Origin of the sequence: Thauera sedimentorum, assembly GCF_014489115.1 — a bacterium.
Taxonomy (GTDB): domain Bacteria; phylum Pseudomonadota; class Gammaproteobacteria; order Burkholderiales; family Rhodocyclaceae; genus Pseudothauera; species Pseudothauera sedimentorum.
In genome coordinates this window covers 109,976-126,856 of record NZ_JACTAH010000002.1, presented here as the reverse complement: position 1 = coordinate 126,856, position 16,881 = coordinate 109,976, and the positions used below count along the sequence as shown (strand labels likewise).

At 69.5% G+C, this 16,881-nt stretch carries 18 protein-coding genes; 3 read left to right on the top strand and 15 right to left on the bottom strand.

Annotated features, from left to right (window positions below):
- Positions 1-35: 35 nt before the first annotated feature.
- From IAI53_RS10355 to IAI53_RS10310, 10 genes are all read right to left on the bottom strand, one after another.
- Positions 36-2,246 (bottom strand): chemotaxis protein CheA, encoded by a 2,211-nt coding sequence (locus IAI53_RS10355; protein WP_187718131.1) that lies wholly within the window; start codon positions 2,244-2,246, stop codon positions 36-38.
- Positions 2,247-2,249: 3 nt separating this feature from the next.
- Positions 2,250-2,567 (bottom strand): STAS domain-containing protein, encoded by a 318-nt coding sequence (locus IAI53_RS10350; RefSeq protein WP_187718130.1) that lies wholly within the window; start codon positions 2,565-2,567, stop codon positions 2,250-2,252.
- 26 nt (positions 2,568-2,593) lie between these two features.
- Positions 2,594-3,862 carry a methyl-accepting chemotaxis protein gene (locus tag IAI53_RS10345; RefSeq protein ID WP_187718129.1) on the bottom strand — a complete coding sequence of 423 codons (1,269 nt, stop codon included), beginning with the start codon at positions 3,860-3,862 and terminating at the stop codon, positions 2,594-2,596.
- A gap of 19 nt (positions 3,863-3,881) precedes the next feature.
- On the bottom strand, positions 3,882-4,247 hold the full coding sequence (locus tag IAI53_RS10340; RefSeq protein WP_187718128.1) for a response regulator: 366 nt from the start codon (positions 4,245-4,247) through the stop codon (positions 3,882-3,884).
- Between the two features lie 219 nt (positions 4,248-4,466).
- Positions 4,467-5,333: a dienelactone hydrolase family protein gene (locus IAI53_RS10335; protein WP_187718127.1), complete on the bottom strand. Its 867-nt coding sequence runs from the start codon at positions 5,331-5,333 to the stop codon at positions 4,467-4,469.
- A gap of 82 nt (positions 5,334-5,415) precedes the next feature.
- Positions 5,416-6,069, bottom strand: a complete 654-nt coding sequence (locus tag IAI53_RS10330) for a hypothetical protein (protein WP_187718126.1) — start codon at positions 6,067-6,069, stop codon at positions 5,416-5,418.
- Positions 6,070-6,106: 37 nt separating this feature from the next.
- Positions 6,107-6,685 carry a crossover junction endodeoxyribonuclease RuvC gene (ruvC, locus tag IAI53_RS10325; protein ID WP_187718125.1) on the bottom strand — a complete coding sequence of 193 codons (579 nt, stop codon included), beginning with the start codon at positions 6,683-6,685 and terminating at the stop codon, positions 6,107-6,109.
- Positions 6,682-7,002, bottom strand: coding sequence for a heavy metal-binding domain-containing protein (locus tag IAI53_RS10320; protein WP_187718124.1), 321 nt, complete (start codon positions 7,000-7,002; stop codon positions 6,682-6,684). Before IAI53_RS10320 ends, ruvC begins: the two co-directional genes overlap by 4 nt.
- A 31-nt stretch (positions 7,003-7,033) precedes the next feature.
- Positions 7,034-7,921, bottom strand: a complete 888-nt coding sequence (locus tag IAI53_RS10315; RefSeq protein ID WP_187718123.1) for a DMT family transporter — start codon at positions 7,919-7,921, stop codon at positions 7,034-7,036.
- A 198-nt stretch (positions 7,922-8,119) separates the two neighbouring features.
- Positions 8,120-8,845, bottom strand: coding sequence for a YebC/PmpR family DNA-binding transcriptional regulator (locus tag IAI53_RS10310; RefSeq protein WP_187718122.1), 726 nt, complete (start codon positions 8,843-8,845; stop codon positions 8,120-8,122).
- A gap of 122 nt (positions 8,846-8,967) precedes the next feature.
- Here IAI53_RS10310 and IAI53_RS10305 point away from each other — a divergent pair, with 122 nt between their 5' ends.
- The gene (locus tag IAI53_RS10305) at positions 8,968-9,594 is read left to right on the top strand and encodes a hypothetical protein (RefSeq protein WP_187718121.1); all 627 of its coding nucleotides are present in this window, start codon (positions 8,968-8,970) and stop codon (positions 9,592-9,594) included.
- Between the two features lie 29 nt (positions 9,595-9,623).
- Positions 9,624-11,147, top strand: a complete 1,524-nt coding sequence (locus IAI53_RS10300) for a helicase HerA-like domain-containing protein (protein ID WP_187718120.1) — start codon at positions 9,624-9,626, stop codon at positions 11,145-11,147.
- 7 nt (positions 11,148-11,154) lie between these two features.
- Here IAI53_RS10300 and IAI53_RS10295 read toward each other — a convergent pair whose 3' ends face one another.
- The gene (locus IAI53_RS10295; RefSeq protein WP_187718119.1) at positions 11,155-12,585 is read right to left on the bottom strand and encodes a DUF1631 family protein; all 1,431 of its coding nucleotides are present in this window, start codon (positions 12,583-12,585) and stop codon (positions 11,155-11,157) included.
- 134 nt (positions 12,586-12,719) lie between these two features.
- Here IAI53_RS10295 and IAI53_RS10290 point away from each other — a divergent pair, with 134 nt between their 5' ends.
- Positions 12,720-13,613: a DMT family transporter gene (locus IAI53_RS10290; RefSeq protein WP_187718118.1), complete on the top strand. Its 894-nt coding sequence runs from the start codon at positions 12,720-12,722 to the stop codon at positions 13,611-13,613.
- Positions 13,614-13,628: 15 nt separating this feature from the next.
- On the opposite strand, the gene metF is transcribed toward IAI53_RS10290, so the two are convergent.
- Genes metF through IAI53_RS10270 form a run of 4 tightly spaced genes read right to left on the bottom strand, consistent with a single transcriptional unit; the run spans position 13,629 to position 16,839 of the window.
- Positions 13,629-14,474, bottom strand: a complete 846-nt coding sequence (gene metF, locus IAI53_RS10285) for a methylenetetrahydrofolate reductase [NAD(P)H] (RefSeq protein WP_187718117.1) — start codon at positions 14,472-14,474, stop codon at positions 13,629-13,631.
- On the bottom strand, positions 14,461-15,306 hold the full coding sequence (locus IAI53_RS10280) for a TlyA family RNA methyltransferase (RefSeq protein ID WP_187718116.1): 846 nt from the start codon (positions 15,304-15,306) through the stop codon (positions 14,461-14,463). The genes metF and IAI53_RS10280 overlap by 14 nt, the downstream gene beginning before the upstream one ends.
- Positions 15,307-15,310: 4 nt before the next feature.
- Complete coding sequence (locus IAI53_RS10275; protein ID WP_187718115.1) at positions 15,311-16,183, bottom strand: carbon-nitrogen hydrolase family protein; 873 nt, start codon at positions 16,181-16,183, stop codon at positions 15,311-15,313.
- Positions 16,180-16,839, bottom strand: coding sequence for a GNAT family N-acetyltransferase (locus IAI53_RS10270; RefSeq protein ID WP_187718114.1), 660 nt, complete (start codon positions 16,837-16,839; stop codon positions 16,180-16,182). The genes IAI53_RS10275 and IAI53_RS10270 overlap by 4 nt, the downstream gene beginning before the upstream one ends.
- Positions 16,840-16,881: the final 42 nt, after the last annotated feature.

The following is a 16,881-nucleotide window of genomic DNA, read 5'->3' as shown; positions in this document are numbered from 1 at the left end:
CCCTTGTAGCGAAGCGTCGGTCGATCAGGTATCGGTTAGTTAGCCAGGCTGTTGCGCCCGGTCTGGTTGTGGGACAGCGTGGCTTCCTCGCCCCTGGCTGCCAGTTGGGTCAGCGCCTGCACGTCGAGGATCAAGGCCACCTCGCCGCTGCCGAGGATGGTGGATCCACCGATGCCGCGTAGGTTGCGGAACAGGTGGCCGAGCGGTTTGATGACGGTCTGGAACTCGCCCAGCAGGTCGTCGACCACGATGCCGGCCTTCTGTCCGGCGGATTTGACCACCACCACGTTCTCGCGCCGGGGACGCTCCCCGGAGATCTCGAACAGCTCGCGCAGGCGGATGAAGGGCAGGACCTCGCCGCGCAGGTTGAGGTAGTTGCGGTCGGTGGCCTCGGCTTGCAGTTCCATGCACTCCACCACCATGTCGAGCGGCACCACGTAGCTCGCCTCGCCGGCGCCGACCAGGAAGCCGTCGATGATCGCCAGGGTCAGCGGCAGGCGGATCGAGAAGCGCGTGCCCTCGCCTTCCTGCGAACTCACCTCGACGCGGCCGCGCAGGCTCTGGATGTTGCGCTTGACCACGTCCATGCCCACGCCGCGCCCGGACAGGTTGGAGACTTGCTCGGCGGTGGAGAAGCCGGCCTCGAAGATGAGGCCGTAGATTTCGTTGTCGGACAGGCTCTGGCCGCTGGCGATGATGCCGCGCTCGATGGCCTTGCGGGTGATCTTCTCGCGGTTCAGGCCGCCGCCGTCGTCCACGATCTCGATGACGATGCTGCCCGAGTCGTGAAAGGCGTTGAGCTCCAGCCGGCCGCGCGGGTCCTTGCCGCGCTCGGCGCGTACTTCCGGCGGCTCGATGCCGTGGTCGATGGCGTTGCGCACCAGGTGCATCAGCGGGTCGCCGATCTTCTCCACCACCGACTTGTCGAGCTCGGTGTCGCCGCCGGAGATGACCAGCTCGATGTCCTTGCCGAGCTCCTTGGAGACGTCGCGCACCACCCGGTTGAAGCGGTTGAAGGTCTCGCCGATCTGCACCATGCGCAGTTGCAGCGCGGAGTCGCGGATGCTCTCCACCAGGCGGCTGACGATGGAGGTGGCCTCGGTCAGGTCGGCCTGGCCGGCGCGGCTGGCGAGCAGGTTCACGCTGGCGCCGGCGATCACCAGCTCGCCGACCAGGTCGATCAGGCGGTCGAGCTTGTCGGCCTGGATGCGGATCAGGCGCGCTTCGGCGGCCTTCTTGTCGCTGACCTGCTTCTGCTTGACCACCGCGGCCTCGACCAGCTCGGGCTGCACCACCTTCTGCTCGATGAGGATCTCGCCCAGCGGGGCGGGCGCCGCCGCTTCGCCGCCTTCGGCGGGCTCGCCGGTGCCGCTTTGCGCGCGCAGGCCTTCGTCCAGTTCGGCCTGGGTCAGCGCGCCGATGCGCACCAGGATCTCGCCCAGGCGCATCGGGTCTTCCGGCAGCGCCATCATCAGCTGCATGTAGTCGGCCAGGCGGCTGCGCGGCGGCAGGATGTGCAGGGTGCAGTCGTCGCGTACGAAGTCGAACACCCGCTCGATGGCGGCCTTGTCGGCGTCCGAGGCGAAGCTGATCTCGAAGCCCAGGTAGCAGGACTCCGGGTCCATCTCGTCGGCCGGCGGCATGGCGTCGGCCAGGGTTTCGATGCGCTCGATGCGCCCCAGGGTGCCGAGGTAGCGCAGGAAGGACAGCGGGTCCATGCCGTTCTTCAGCACGTCCGGGCCGAAGCGCAGCGAGATGTGCCAGCAATCGGTCTCCACCACGCCGCCGCCGCTGGCCAGCACTTCCTCGGACTTCGGTGCCGGCGGCGCGTGGCCGCTGTCCTGAGCGGCGCCGGCGCCCGACAGCCAGTCGCGCTGCAGGCGGGCGAGCAGGCCGTCGCCTTCGGCCTGCAGGTCGGCATCGGGCGCGTCGGCGCCGGATTCGAGCACGCCGATCAGGTTGCCCATGTGGTCCGAGCAGGCCAGCAGCAGGGCGATCAGGTCGGTATTCGCGGCAATCTCGCCGTTGCGCAGCTTGTCCAGCGCGCTTTCCACCACGTGGGTGAAGGCGACCAGGAAGCCGCATTCGATGACGCCGGCGCCGCCCTTGATGGTGTGTGCGGCGCGGAACACCGCGCCGAGGATGTCGGCGTCGTCGGGGCTGTCCTCGAGTTGCAGCAGCGCGGCCTCCATGGCCTCTAGCTGCTCGCGGCTCTCGGTGACGAAGACGGAGGTGATCTCATCCATCGTTCAGCGCGCCTCCTGTGCGGGCACCAGCATCGGATCGCCGAAGTGGGCTGCCATGTTGAAGAAATCGACCACTTCGCTGACGGCCTGGCTGTGCGCCACGATGCGGGCCTGCTTGCCCAGGCGCGCGGCCTCGCGCTTGACCAGCACCAGCAGCTGGAAGCCGGCGGTGTCGATCTCGGCCACGGTGGACAGGTCCAGTTCCAGTTCGTCGCAGGCAGCCAGCGCCTCGACCAGGGACTGCTTCTGCATCATGGCGTTGTAGATGGTCATGTCCTCGACGATCGCGAGGCGCTGGACGGTGCTTTTCTTCTTGCTCATCGACCCTCCCCAGGGCGGTGCGGCGGTCAGAACAGTTCTATCTTGGGACTGCCGCCAGCCGGTTCGTCCTTCTGGTGCAGACTGTGCTTGTGGGTGCTGCGCTGGCTTTCCATGACGTACTGGGAGTACAGCTGCTCCAGGTGTTCGGCCAGCGGAACGTACTTGAAGTCCGGGTTCTCGGCCTGGACCAGGCGCTCGGCCAGGCCGGCCAGGTGTTCGTCCAGGCGCTGCAGGGCCTGGGCGGTGTGCTCGATCTGCTGGCGGGTGACGTCCTGGAACTGCACGCTGGCCATGGTATCCATGAACATGACCGCCAGTTCCTCGCTGCTGCCGCGCACGGTGTCGATCACCGTGGCCTGGTGGCGGAGGATCTCCTCGTAGCTGCCGCCGAGTTGCACCAGCTGGTCGGCGAACTGGCCGAGTGCGGCCTTCTCGCGGTCGAGGTTGATGGCCGAGAGCTTCTCCTGCAGCTGCACCTCGATGGTGGTGGCCACGCCCTGGATGCCCTGGTTGATCGCCAGCACCGCCTTTTCGGTTTCCGCCGAGAGCTTGCGCACCTCGTCGGCCACCACCGCGAAGCCGCGCCCCGCCTCGCCGGCGCGGGCCGCTTCGATGGCGGCGTTGAGTGCCAGCAGGTTGGTCTGCGCGGCGATGTCCTTGATCAGCTTGGTCAGCGACTCCAGCGAACGCGCCTCGCCGACCACCTGCGCCACGCGCTCCTGGTCGGCCTGGGCCTCGGCGATGCGGGCCTCGATGTATTCGCGCATCTCGCCGATCAGGCGCTGGTTGTGCTCGATGTTCTCTTCCGAGTGCTCGGCCAGCTGGTTGGAGGCCGACGAGCTTTCGGCGACGAAGCCGTTGAGACGGCTGACGACTTCGTCGATCGCCTGCAGCCGGCTGGTGATGTCGTAGGCCGCCTGCTCGGTCTGCTGGATCACGCTGTCGAGCTGGTCGCGCAGCACGCCGTTGTAGGTCGGCACCGTGCGCAGTTCCTTGGAGACTTCCTCGTTGACCGCGACCACGTTGCGCGAGGAGAACTCCATCCTCTCCTGCACCGAGGTCAGGCCGAACATGTGGTCGCGGAAGAAGGCCAGCGACACCAGGCGCTGGGCCAGCGTGGCCACCGCGACGATGAGCACGGTGCCGACCGCATCGCCCAGCGGCTGGGCGATGTTGAGCCCGGCGAGGAAGTCCTCGTGGAACCATTCGTTGAGGAAGAAGACCGTGGTGCCCGCCCCCAGCGCAACCACGGTGGCGACCAGTATTGAGCGGCGGAGGAGGGCATTGAAGTCCATGGTTCTATTCCCGTGCGGGTCAGCGCATGACCAGCTTGATGGTGTTGAGCAGCTCGTCGGCCGAGGCCGGCTTGACGATCCAGCCGGAGGCGCCGGCGGCCTTGGCCTCGGCCTTCTTCGACTGCTGCGATTCGGTGGTGAGGAAGAGGATGGGCATGAAGCGGTAGCCCGGCAGCTTGCGGACTTCCTTGATGAACTCGATGCCGTTCATGCCGGGCATGTTGAGGTCGGTGATCAGCAGGTCCACCTTGACCCCGGCCTGGAACTTCTTCATCGCTTCCTGTGCGTTGCCGGCCTTCTCCACGCCATAGCCCGCCTTGCTCAGGATGCCGGAGATGCTCAGCAGGATGGTTGCGGAATCATCGACCAGGAAGATGGTTTTCATGAGGGTGTCACTCTGTGCGGTTAGCCGAGAAAAAGCGCCCTGATCGGCCCGAGGTCGGTGAGGGCGCTTGCCTCGGATGAGTATACGACGATATTGCGGTGCAACTTTAGTCGCAGGGCCGCGCTTGTACTTTGGTACAGATCAATCGCGCACAGGCCCGCCGGACCGCCCCATTCTGGGCGCTCCGGCGGGCACGGCATCGAGGGAAGCGGGGCGGCGCTAGCCGAGGTGGCGGGTGAACCAGGCGGTGAGCCGCTGCCAGCCGTCCTCCGCCTCGGTCTTGCGGTAGCTCGGCCGATAGTCGGCGTGGAAGGCGTGCGGGGCGTCCGGATAGACCACGATCTCGCTGGTGCTGCCGGCCTTTTTCAGGGCCTCGCGCATCATCTCCACGTCGTCCAGCGGGATGCCCTGGTCCTGTCCGCCGTAGAGGCCGAGCACCGGCGCGTTCAAGGCGTCGGCCACGTCGATCGGGTGCCGGGGGGTGAGTTCGCCGGGGGCGCCATCGATGCGCCCGTACCAGGCCACGCCGGCCTTGAGTCCGGGATTGTGGGCGGCATACAGCCAGGTGACCCGCCCGCCCCAGCAGAAACCGGTGATGCCGAGGCGGGCCGGGTCGCCGCCCTGGCCGCCGGCCCAGGCCGCGCAGGCGTCGAGGTCGGCCATGACCTGCGCATCGGGCACCTTGGAGACGATGCCGGAGAGGATCTCGCCGACGCTGCCGAGCGCGGACGGATCGCCCTGGCGGAAATACAGTTCGGGCGCGATCGCCAGATATCCGAGGTGGGCGAGGCGGCGGCACACGTCGCGGATGTGCTCGTGCACGCCGAAGATCTCCTGCACCACCAGCACCACCGGCAAGCCGCTCTTGGCGGCCGGCCGGGCATAGTAGACCGGCAGGGTGTCGCCGCCGGAGGGGACGCTCGCGTTGCCCTGGTCCAGGCCTTCGGCCGGGGTGGTGATGACGCTCTGGGCCATCACCGGCTGGACGGCCAGGGCGAAGCCGGTGGCGCCGAGCGTGGCGACGAAGCCGCGCCGGTCCATGCGCGCGGCGGGCAGCAGGCTGTCGAAGTCGGCGGTGTCTTTCATCGTGGTCTCTCCTTGTTGTTGGTCTGCGGTGTTCGGGCGAACTGAAGGATGACAAGGCGGCAGTGCCGGCGTTCCGTGGCGCTCAGTCGGTTTCCCGGCGCATGGCGAAGGCCTGGGCCTCATCGAAATGGATCGCGGTGCGCAGCAGGCCGGCCACGTGTCCACGATAGGCCACCTCCTGCGGTCCGGCAGTGATCTCCCAGCCCGGGCGTGCGGCCGGCTCCATGGCCGCGAAGCGCAGCCGGGGCGTTTCGAGCACCACCGTGCCGTGCACCGCCATCGGGTGGAAGCTGTCCAGGAAGCGGCGCTGCAGCGGGCCGCCGCGCAGCACCCAGCCGGCGGCCTCGCGCTCCAGCGACCGCGACTGCAGGTCGATGCAGATGCTCGCGCCGCGGGTCACCCGCTCCAGGCGTACCTCGTGGGCGCCGGCATGCACCGCGCCGATGCCCTGGTGACTCACCACCCTGGGCGCCTGCACGCGGTCGGCGGCGAAGACAATGTCCACGCGGTCGATCGGATCGAGGTTGTAGTGGCAGGTGTGGGTGCGCACCACGCCGCTGTCCAGGCTGGCTTCGTCGATGTGGATGCGCGCCTCGAAGCGGTACAGCGTGGCGGGCGCATCCTCGGCGAAGAAGGCGGTGGGCTGGCCGGCATTGACCGGTTCGGCGGCGCCGGCCGGGCCGCCGGCGAGCAGGACGGCGAGCGCGGGAGCGAGGATGGGGGTGCGCACTGACATGGCCGGACTCCGCGGGGCGATGACCGGGTGGACCGCCTCAGCGCGGAAAGCGTTCGCCCTGCCCGGGAATCAGCCGCCCGCCGCGCCGCCGCGTGCCGCTGCCGGCCAGCGCGCCCAGCCCCGCGGCACCGTGCGCGTGGCAGATGGCGCAGGCCAGCGCATCCGAGGCGTCCGGGCCGGCGAGGGCGGGCAGCGCGAGCAGGCGCTGCACCATGTGCTGCACCTGTTCCTTGTCGGCCTTGCCGTAGCCGACCACCGACTGCTTGACCTGCAGCGCGGTGTATTCGGCCACCGGCAGGTCGCAGCTCACCGCGCCGCAGATCACCGCGCCGCGCGCCTGGCCGAGCAACAGGGTGGATTGCGGGTTCACGTTCACGAACACCTTCTCCACCGCGACCTGGTCGGGGGTGTAGGTCTGGATCACCTCGCGCACGCCGTCGAGCAGGGTGCGCAGCCGCCCGGGCAGTTCGCCGTCGGCGGTGCGGATGGTGCCGCTGGCCACGTAGCGCAGCTGGCTGCCGAGGCGGTCGATGAGGCCGAAGCCGGTGATGCGCAGCCCGGGGTCCAGCCCCAGGATGCGGGTGGCGACCACGCCGGAGGCCGTGGGTGCGTTCAAGCGGTCACCACCGCGGTGCCGCTGACGCACACCATCAGCATGCCGTTGTCGGCGCCCAGCACTTCGTAGTCGATGTCGATGCCGACCACTGCGGTCGCGCCCAGGCGCGCGGCCTGCTCGGCCATCTCGTCCATCGCCACCTGGCGCGCATCGGCCAGCGAGCGCTCATAGGCGCCGGCACGCCCGCCGACGATATTGCGGATGGAGGCGAACATGTCCTTGAAGATGTTCGCGCCGATGATCGCTTCGCCGGTGACCACGCCCAGGTACTTGCGGATCGGGCGGCCTTCCAGGGTCGGGGTGGTGGACAGTTCCATGGCCTGCGCTCCGGTGCGGAAAAGTCCGATTCTAGCCCTTGCGTGCCAGCCACACGCCGCCCACCGCCACCACCATGCCGGCCAAGGCCGGCGGCGCGAGGGTCTCGCCGAACATCGCCCAGGCGATCAGCGCGGTGGTCGGCGGGGTGAGGTAGAACAGGCTGGCCACGTTCACCGCGCTGCCGTTGCGGATCAGGATGTTGAGCAGGCTGATCGCACCCAGCGAAAGGACCAGCACCAGCCACAGCAGGGCGAATACGAACTCGCCCTGCCAGTCGATCTGCATGGTCTCGGTCTGGCTGGCGGCGAGTGCGGACACCGCCAGCGTGGGGACGAACTGGATCACCGAGCCGGTGCGCAGGTCGAAGCGCGGGCAGAAGCGCTTCTGGTACAGCGTGCCGCCGGTGATCGCGACCAGTGCCACCAGGGCCGGCAGCAGCGCGTGCCACAGCCCGGCCAGGTCCGCGCCGCCGGTGCCGGCCTTGTCGCCGACCACCAGCGCCACGCCGGCAAAGCCCAGCGCCAGCCCCGCCCACTGGCGCGCGCTGACCCGCTCGCCGAGCAGCCAGCCGGCGCCGAGCGCGGTGAGCAGCGGCTGCATGCCGACCACCAGCGCGGTGACCCCGGCCGGCAGGCCGCGGTCGATGGCGACGAACACGCCGCCCAGATAGCAGGCGTGCAGCAACAGGCCGGAGAGGCCGATATGGAAGAAGTCCTGCGGGCGCTTGGGCCAGGGCGCGCGGGTGGCCAGCACGACGAGCAGCATCAGGCCGATCACCAGCACGTAGCGGGTGGACAGGAAAGTCAGCGGCTCGGCGTAGGGCAGGCCGAACTTGGCGCCGATGAAGCCGGTGCTCCACAGCAGGACGAAGAGCAGCGGTGCGGCGGCGCTGAGCAGGGCGGTGCGGGGTGGATTCATGCGCGCATGGTGCCCTTTCGGGCGGTGGGCGGAGAAGGCACAGCGACACGTCGATCGGCCGGTACAGCTGGGGGGTGGGAAAGCAAACGGGCCGCGTGGGGCGGCCCGTCGGGGGTGTGCAGCCGAACGGCCGTATCGCGGGCAAGCCCGCTCCTACCGTCGACCTGTAGGAGCGGCCTTGGCCGCGATTCGCCCGGCTTACTCTTCCAGCACGGCGGAGGTATACACCTCCTGCACGTCGTCCAGCGATTCGAGCGCGTCGAGCAGCTTCTGCATGCGCGCGGCCTCGTCGCCGGTGAGCACGGTCTCGTTGAGCGGCTTCATGCTGACTTCGCCGAACTCGGCGGTGAAGCCGGCGGCTTCCAGCGCCTCCTTGACCGCGGTGAACTCCCACGGGCCGGTGATGACTTCGATGGAGCCGTCCTCGTCGCTCACCACGTCCTCGGCGCCGGCTTCCAGCGCCGCTTCCATCAGCGCGTCTTCATCCGTGCCGGGGGCGAACATCAGCTGGCCGCAGTGCTTGAACTGGAAGGCCACGCAGCCGTCCGTGCCCATGTTGCCGCCGTACTTGGAGAAGGCGTGGCGCACGTCGGCCACGGTGCGGGTCTTGTTGTCGGTGAGGCAGTCGACCATCACCGCCGCGCCGCCGATGCCGTAGCCCTCGTAGCGGCCTTCCTCGTAGGTCACGCCCTCGAGCTGACCGGTGCCGCGCTTGATGGCGTTCTCGATGTTGTCCTTGGGCATGGACTCGGCCTTGGCCTTGTCGATGGCCAGGCGCAGGCGCGGGTTGGCGCTCGCGTCACCGCCGCCCATCTTGGCGGCGACGGTGATTTCCTTGATCAGCCGGGTGAAGATCTTGCCGCGCTTGGCGTCCTGACGCCCCTTGCGGTGCTGGATGTTGGCCCACTTGGAATGACCAGCCATGGAATGCCCTCGATGCTGCCGGTTGGTTTGAGAGAGGCCGGCATTATACAGGCCGGGCATGGTGGCCGGACAGGGGCGCGCCGGTGGTATGCTCGCCGGGTGCAAACCCGAGGGCTCCGGTCATGACTGCTCCGCTGACGCGATTCTTCCTGGTCCTGCTGGTGGTCTTCGCGCCGCCGGCCTTCTCGCAGGAGACGATTTCCTATCACGGCTGCACCGACGCGCGCGGCCGCGCGGTGCTGTCGGTGGCCGATCCGGCCTCGCCGGTGGTGGCCGGCACCCATGTCGAGGCCGGCCGCCGGGTGATCCGCTACAACCCGGCCCTGATGCCCGAGCTCTCCCAGACCGCGCGCCTGTTCTTCTATGCGCATGAGTGCGCGCGCCACAACCTCGCCCTGCCGCTGGACCGCCCCTTGTTGGCCGAGGAAGCGCAGCGCGCGGATTGCTGGGGGCTGGACAGCCTGCTGCGCTCGGGCCTGCTGCGCAGCGCGGCGGACCTGGCCGCCCTGCAGGCCGAACTGCGTTTCACCCCGGAGCAGTGGGCGCTGCTGCCCGGCCCGCCGCGCGAGTTCGATCTGCCGGCCTGCCAGGCGCGCATCGCCGCGCGTCCGCGGCTGGCCGCGCCGCCGGCCGGTCAGGACGCCTGGAACACCTGCGTGCGCGTGTGCGGCGATGCGCTGTTCGCCTGCCGCGGCGCGGGATGCGACGACGAGTACGGGCGCTGCATCGCCCGCTGCGGCGAACGCTGAGCGCCGGAACCCCGAACGAGGAGCCCACCATGGCCGAACCCCTGCCGATCGCCCGCGCGGGCGACAAGACCCTGCACCTGCTGCCGCGCCTGGCCAACCGCCACGGCCTGATCACCGGCGCCACCGGCACCGGCAAGACGGTGACCCTGCAGAAACTCGCCGAGAGCTTTGCCGCCGCCGGCGTGCCGGTGTTCATGGCCGACGTGAAAGGCGACCTCTCCGGCATCGGCGCGGCGGGCGTCGCCTCGCCCAAGCTCATGCAGCGCCTCGCGGCAATCGGCATCGACGAATTCACGCCGCGCGCCAATACCGCGGTGTTCTGGGACGTGTTCGGCGAGGCCGGCCACCCGGTGCGCGCCACCATCTCGGACATGGGGCCGCTCTTGCTGGCGCGCCTGCTGAATCTCAACGACACCCAGGCCGGCGTGCTGCAGCTGGTGTTCCGGGTCGCCGACGACAACGGCCTGCTGCTGCTCGACCTCAAGGACCTGCGCGCGATGGTGCAGTACGTGGGCGAGAACGCGAAATCCTTCACCACCGAGTACGGCAACGTCTCGGCCGCGTCGATCGGCGCCATCCAGCGCAACCTGCTGGCGCTCGAGGAGCAGGGCGGCGACGTCTTCTTCGGCGAGCCGATGCTCGACATCGCCGACCTGATGCAGACCGACGCCGACGGACGCGGGGTGGTCAACGTGCTGGTTGCCGACCGCCTCTACCACTCGCCCAAGCTCTACTCCACCTTCCTGCTGTGGCTGCTCGCCGAACTGTTCGAGCAGCTGCCCGAGGTGGGCGACCCGGACAAGCCCAAGCTGGTGTTCTTCTTCGACGAGGCCCACCTGCTGTTCGACGATGCGCCCAAGGCGCTGGTGGACAAGATCGAGCAGGTGGTGCGGTTGATCCGTTCCAAGGGCGTGGGGGTGTACTTCGTCACCCAGAACCCGCTCGATGTGCCCGACGCGGTGCTCGGCCAGCTCGGCAACCGCGTGCAGCACGCGCTGCGCGCCTTCACTCCGCGCGACCAGAAGGCGGTGAAGACGGCGGCCAGCACCATGCGCGCCAACCCGGCCTTCGATGCCGCCACCGCGATCACCGAGCTGGGGGTGGGCGAGGCGCTGGTCTCCTTCCTGGATGAGAAGGGGCGTCCAGAGGTGGTCGAGCGCGCCACCGTGGTCGCGCCAAGCTCGCGCATGGGGCCGCTGGAGAAGGCCGAGCGCGAGGCGGCGATCCGCGCCTCGGTGCTTTACGGCCATTACGAGCAGGCGCTGGACCGCGAGTCGGCCTACGAACGCCTGCGCGCGCAGGCCGAGGCGGCCGCCGCGCAGGCGCCGGAACCGCCCGCGACGCGTGGGCGCGCCGGCGCACCGGCCGAATCCGCGCCGGCGGGCGGCGGCCTGAGCGACATGCTGTTCGGCTCCACCGGCCCGCGCGGCGGCAAGCGTGACGGCCTGGTGCAGATCGCCGCCAAGACGGTCACGCGTACGGTGGGTAGCGCCATCGGCCGGCAGATCGTGCGCGGCCTGCTCGGCTCCTTGCTCGGCGGCAGTCGGCGCTGAAGGCGTTTCAGGCCGCGTTCAGCACGCGGCAGCGCCCGGCTGCCGCCAGCTCGGCGAGTGCGCGGCGGCTGGCCACCAGCACCTGAGGGGCGTCCGGGTCGGCAAGCACGACCATGTGTCCGGTGGCGCCCACCCAGGCGATGCATCCATGCAGCGCGCTGCCGTCCGGCAGATCGATGGCGAGCCAGCTTCCGGCGGCGGCGTCGGTGACCGGATGGGGGGCGGGGCTGCTCGCCGAGTAGCCGGTGTGATTGAGGATGCGCAGGCCGTTGGCGCCGAGCGGCGCGCTGAGCGTGGCATTGGCCGGCACCGGCGGCAGGCCGGCTGGAGGGGTTTCACCGGCGATCAGCGCACCGTGCAAGGCCATGCACGGGGCCAGCGCGGCCTGCCGTGCGTCGGCGTCCAGGCCCAGGGCGACGAGCCCCTGGGTGAGCTTCCTGACCAGCGCCGGCAGCCCGCTTGCCCATTGCTGGCGCTCCTGCGGGTCTGCGGGTAGGCGGGCGCTGCGCACCAGGCGTCCGGCCAGTTCGCCGCAGATCTGCCATTGCTGGTGGTCGCTACCGTGGTTGTAGTGCAGGCGGGCGAGCAGCGGCAGCCACGAACGGGTGAGAAACTGGCGTATCGCGTTCGGCGTTTCCGTGCTCATCAGGCTTTCGATCAGGGCGGTGGCCTGGATGAGCGAGTGTTCGCGCCGCTCGGCGCGCTCGGCCAGGGCATGGGCCGGTTGCACGAGCTCGGCAATGCGGCCGGCGAGCTCGTCATCGGTGGCGCCGGCGGCAGCCGCGCTGCGCCGCTGGCCTTCGCCCGAGGCCTCCGCCCGCTCATGCGCGCGACCGTCCGAGCTTGCGGCAGGGGCAGGCGCCGGGGGGGTGTTGCGATACGGGGCGACACCGGCCGCATCCAGCGTTGCGCCCAGTTCGCGGTAGGTGGCACGCAAGGCGTGCGCCAGCGGCTCGCCGCAGCGCTCGAGGAATTGCAGACGTTGCTCGGGGTCGAAACCCGCCGCGTCCGACAACGCGCGCAGCGCGCGGCAAACGGTTTCGGGGCCGACCGGGGTCTGTTCGGCTGCGGCGTCGCGCTGCCCGAGCAGGGTCATGTAGCGCAGGTGCAGGCGGCTCAGTTCGCCACCGCAATAGTCGCGCAGGCGACGGGCCAGGGCGGTGAGTTCGAGGGTGAACTCGAGGTCGTGTTCATGTACCAGGCTGATCCGCGATGCGGTCAGCCCGTGCGCCTGCTCGAAGCCCCGACGGTCGTGCAGGCCGGCGAGTTCATCGTGGCAGCGGGCCGCCTCGTCGAGGAAGGCCGCAATCGTTTCCTGCTGGACGAAGCCGAGGCCGCGGGCGAACGCCTCGAGGCTGGCAAGCAGTACGCTGCGGCAGTGATCGCGCAGTCGCTCCTGGGCCGACTGCGGAGCACTGGCAGTGGAAGTGTCGATCATGGCGGCGTCCAATGCGGCGGCAATGCCCGATTATGCCGCCGCATTGCCCAAAATGGTGCGTTTGCGCACAGGACATTTGCCAAGCGCCGCGGCCGGTGGCGTAATGCCAGCCGGATTGGGGTAGGGAGTGGATGATGGGCGAGGCGGTAAAGCGGGCAGGCTTGCTGTTCGCGCTGGTCGGTGCGGTGGGGTTCTCGTTCAAGGCCATCCTGGTCAAGCTCGCCTACCAGTACGAGGTCGATGCCGAGACCCTGCTCGCCCTGCGCATGGCCATCTCGCTGCCCTTCTTCCTGGTGATGGGCGTGGTGGCCGACCGGCGTGCGGCGCGACGCCTGGACGGGCGCGACTGGCTGTGGATGGCCGGCCTGGGCTTCTTCGGCTACTACCTGGCGAGCTATCTCGACTTCCTGGGCCTGCAGTACATCAGCGCGGCGCTGGAGCGGCTCATCCTCTTCCTCTATCCGACCCTGGTGATCGTGCTCTCCGCGCTCTTCCTGGGCAAGCCGGTCACCCGCCGCGCGATGGCCGCCCTCGGCCTGTGCTACCTGGGTATCGCGCTGGCGCTCGGCCACGACCTGAAGATTGCCGGCGAGGCCGGGGCGGTGCTGCTCGGCTCCTTGCTGGTGTTCGGCAGCGCGCTGGCCTACGCGCTCTACCTGATGGGCAATGGCGAGGTGGTCGGCCGGCTCGGGTCGATGCGGGTGACCGCCTTCGCCACCAGCTTCGCCTGCCTGTTCTGCATCGCCCAGTTTCTGCTGCTGCGTCCGCTGGGCGCGCTGGTGCAGCCCTGGCCGGTTTACGGCCTGGGGCTGGCGATGGCGCTGTTCTCCACGGTGGCGCCGGTGTGGCTGGTGTCGGAAGCCATCCGCCGGCTGGGCGCCGGCCCGGTGTCATTGACCGGCACGCTGGGGCCGGTGATCACCATCTTCCTCGGCTGGCTGATGCTCGACGAGGCCATCGGCGCCAGCCAGATCGCCGGCGCCGCGCTGGTCATCGCCGGCGTGCTGGTGATGGCGCGGCGCGGCTGAAGCCGGCCGTGCGGCTCACTCGGCTTGCGGGCCGAGGCCCAGACGCTCGCAAACCGCCAGCGTGAGCTCGGCCTGGTTCATGCAGTAGAAGTGCAGGCCGGGCGCGCCGGCGTCGAGCAGGCGCTGGCAAAGGTCGGTGACCACGTCCAGGCCGAACTCGCGGATCGACGCCGAGTCGTCGCCGAAGCTCTCGAACTTGCGCCGCATCCAGCGCGGGATCTCGGCGCCGCAGGCGTCCGAGAAGCGCGCCAGCTTCGAAAAGCTGGAGATCGGCATGATGCCCGGCACGATGGGGATGTCCACGCCCAGCGCGCGCGCCTCGTCTACGAAATGCAGGTAGGCGTCGAGGTTGTAGAAATACTGCGTGATCGCCGAATCCGCGCCGGCGGCCACCTTGCGCTGGAAGGCGATCAGGTCGTCGCGCGGGCTCTTCGCCTGCGGATGCCATTCCGGATAGGCGGCCACCTCGAGGATGAAGCGCCGGCCGGTCTCGGCGCGGATGAACTCCACCAGCTCGTTGGCGTAGCGGAATTCGCCCGCGGTGCCCACGCCCGAGGGCAGGTCGCCGCGCAGGGCGACGATGCGGCGGATGCCGGCCTCTTCGTACTCCTTGAGGATGGCGCGCAGCTGCTCGCGGCTGGAGCCGATGCAGGACAGGTGCGGGGCGGCCTCGTGCCCGGCGGCGGCGATCTCCTGCACGGTGGCGAAGGTGCGCTCGCGGGTGGAGCCGCCGGCGCCGTAGGTCACCGAGAAGAAGGCGGGCTGCAGCACCGCCAGGCGCTCGCGCACCGCACGCAGCTTGTCGGCGCCCTCGGGGGTCTGCGGGGGGAAGAATTCGATGGAGAGTTCAGTTGCTTGCATGTTCGGGGTGTCGCATCCAGATGAAGAATTCGCGGTTGCCGTCGCCGCCGGCGATGGGTGAATCGTACCAGCCGCACACCGTCAGCCCGGCGTCGTGCGCGGCGGCGCGCAGTTTGTCCTCCACCTCGCGGTAGAGACGGGCGTCGCGCACGATGCCGCCCTTGGCCAGCCCCTGCGGGCCGACCTCGAACTGCGGCTTGACCAGTGCGAGGATGTCGCCGCCGGCGGCCAGCAGCGCCGGCCACTGCGGCAGCAGCAGGGTGAGCGAGATGAAGCTGGCGTCGCAGACGATGAGGTCGAAGCCGTCCGGCGGGCAGTGACCGCCGAGGTCTGTCGCCGACAGGTGGCGGGCGTTGACGCCTTCCAGGGTGATGCAGCGCGGCTCCGCGGCGAGCCGCGGGTGGAGCTGGCCGTGGCCGACTTCGATCCCCACCACGCGCGCGGCGCCGGCCTGCAGCAGGCAGTCGCTGAAGCCGCCGGTGGACTGGCCGACGTCCAGGCAGGTCCGTCCGGCCACCGCCACGCCGCTGGCGGCGAGCGCGCCGGCGAGCTTGAGGCCGCCGCGCGAGACATAGCGGTCGGCTTCGTCCGCGGCCACGGTGAGCCGCGCCGAAACGGGCAGTTCCTGCGCCGGCTTGGCGACCGTGCCGCCGTCCCAGGCCACCCGCCCGCCCTCGATCAGCTGGCGGGCGCGGGTGCGTGATTCGGCCAGGCCCTGCGCCACCAGCAGGGCGTCGGCGCGCAACATGCCGTCTGCGCGCGCTGCCGGGCGGTGCTTGTCGGCGGTAGGGCGCGGCCGCCCGGAGCGTGCGTGGAAGGAGTTCATCGACATGGCTTCACCGCGCGCTGATCAGCTCGACCTCGTTGTCGTACACGTCGTGACGCTTGTCGTACAGCGGGATGGTGGTGCCGTTCACCCGGTTCTGGGTGAGGTTGTCGATGTTCACGTCGGCGATGACGATCTGCTCCACGTTGGGCGTGCCTTCGGCGGCGATGCCGTCGCGCGAGAAGGGAAAATCCGACGGGGTGATGATGCTGGCCTGGCCGTAATGCACCCCCAGGCCCTGCACCGGCAGGTTGCCCACGGTGCTGGTCATGGCGACGTACACCTGGTTCTCGATGGCGCGCGCGTGGCAGCAGTAGCGCACCCGCAGGAAGCCCTGGCGGTCGTCGGTGCACGAGGGCACGAAGAGGATGTCGGCGCCGGCTTCGCAGACCATGCGCGAGAGTTCCGGGAACTCGATGTCGTAGCAGATCAGGATGGCGATCTTGCCGTAGGGCGTGTCGAACAGGCGCAGCTGGTCGCCAGCGGCGGTGTCCCACATCTCGCGCTCCCAGCGCGTGCGGTGGATCTTGTCCTGCTCGAACACCTCGCCTTCCGGGGTGAACAGGTAGGCGGTGTTGTACAGCTGGCCGTCGCGCAGCGTGGGGTGGCTGCCGCCGATCAGGAAGACCCGCCAGTACTGCGCCTGCTCGCGCATCAGCTCGATGTAGCGCGCGGTGTAGTCGTGCATGTTGCGCACCGCGGCGGGCAGTTCGCGGGTGTCCATGAAGGACAGCAGCTGGGTGGTGAAGATCTCCGGCAGCAGGACGAAATGCGGGCGGTAGTCGCCGGCTGCCTGCATGACGAAGCGCACCTGGTTCTCGAAGCCGGACCAGTCGTGGATCTGGCGCAGCAGGTACTGCACCGCGGCGATTCTGACGATCATAGGATGTCCTCCTCCGGTATGCGGGTGGGTCGGCCGGGATCGTAGGCCGGGTTGAGCCACACGATCAGCGAGGCGTTGCCGCGCGATTCGGGATCTTCGGGCAGGTAGTCCTCGATCACGCCGCAATAGTGGAAGCCTTCGCGCAGCTGGAAGCCGAGCACCGGGTCGGAGAAGTCGCCCCATACCACGCGCTTGGCGTAGTCCTCGGCGCTCATCTGCGTCGCATGCTCGTGGTAGCCCGGCAGGCGGCCGCAGGCGATGATGCGCTTGAGGTTCATCGCCCGGCACAGGCGCCGGCGTCCTTCGTAGAGCGCATGACCCAGGCCCTTGCCGCGAACCTCCGGGTCGACGAAGACCTCGGCGCCGTAGAGCGTGCGCCCTTCCGGGTTATGGTTGTCGAAGCTGCCGCCGGCGGTGATCTCCTTCCAGGTGTGCGATTCGCACCAGTCGTCCCACAGCACCACCAGCGAACTGGCGCAGCCGACCAGGCGGCCGTCCGCTTCGGCCACGATCTGGCCCTGGGGGAATATCTCGAGTTGCTGTGCGAAGGTGCTGCGCGACCAGGGCGGCATCTGCGGCGGGTAGGCGCGGCGCTGCAGGGCGACCAGCGCGGGGATGTCCTCGTGGCGCAGATGGCGTACGCGAAGCTTGCTCATGACGGTTTCCTCCCACTGCGGCAAGGCGCCGGCTTCGCGACC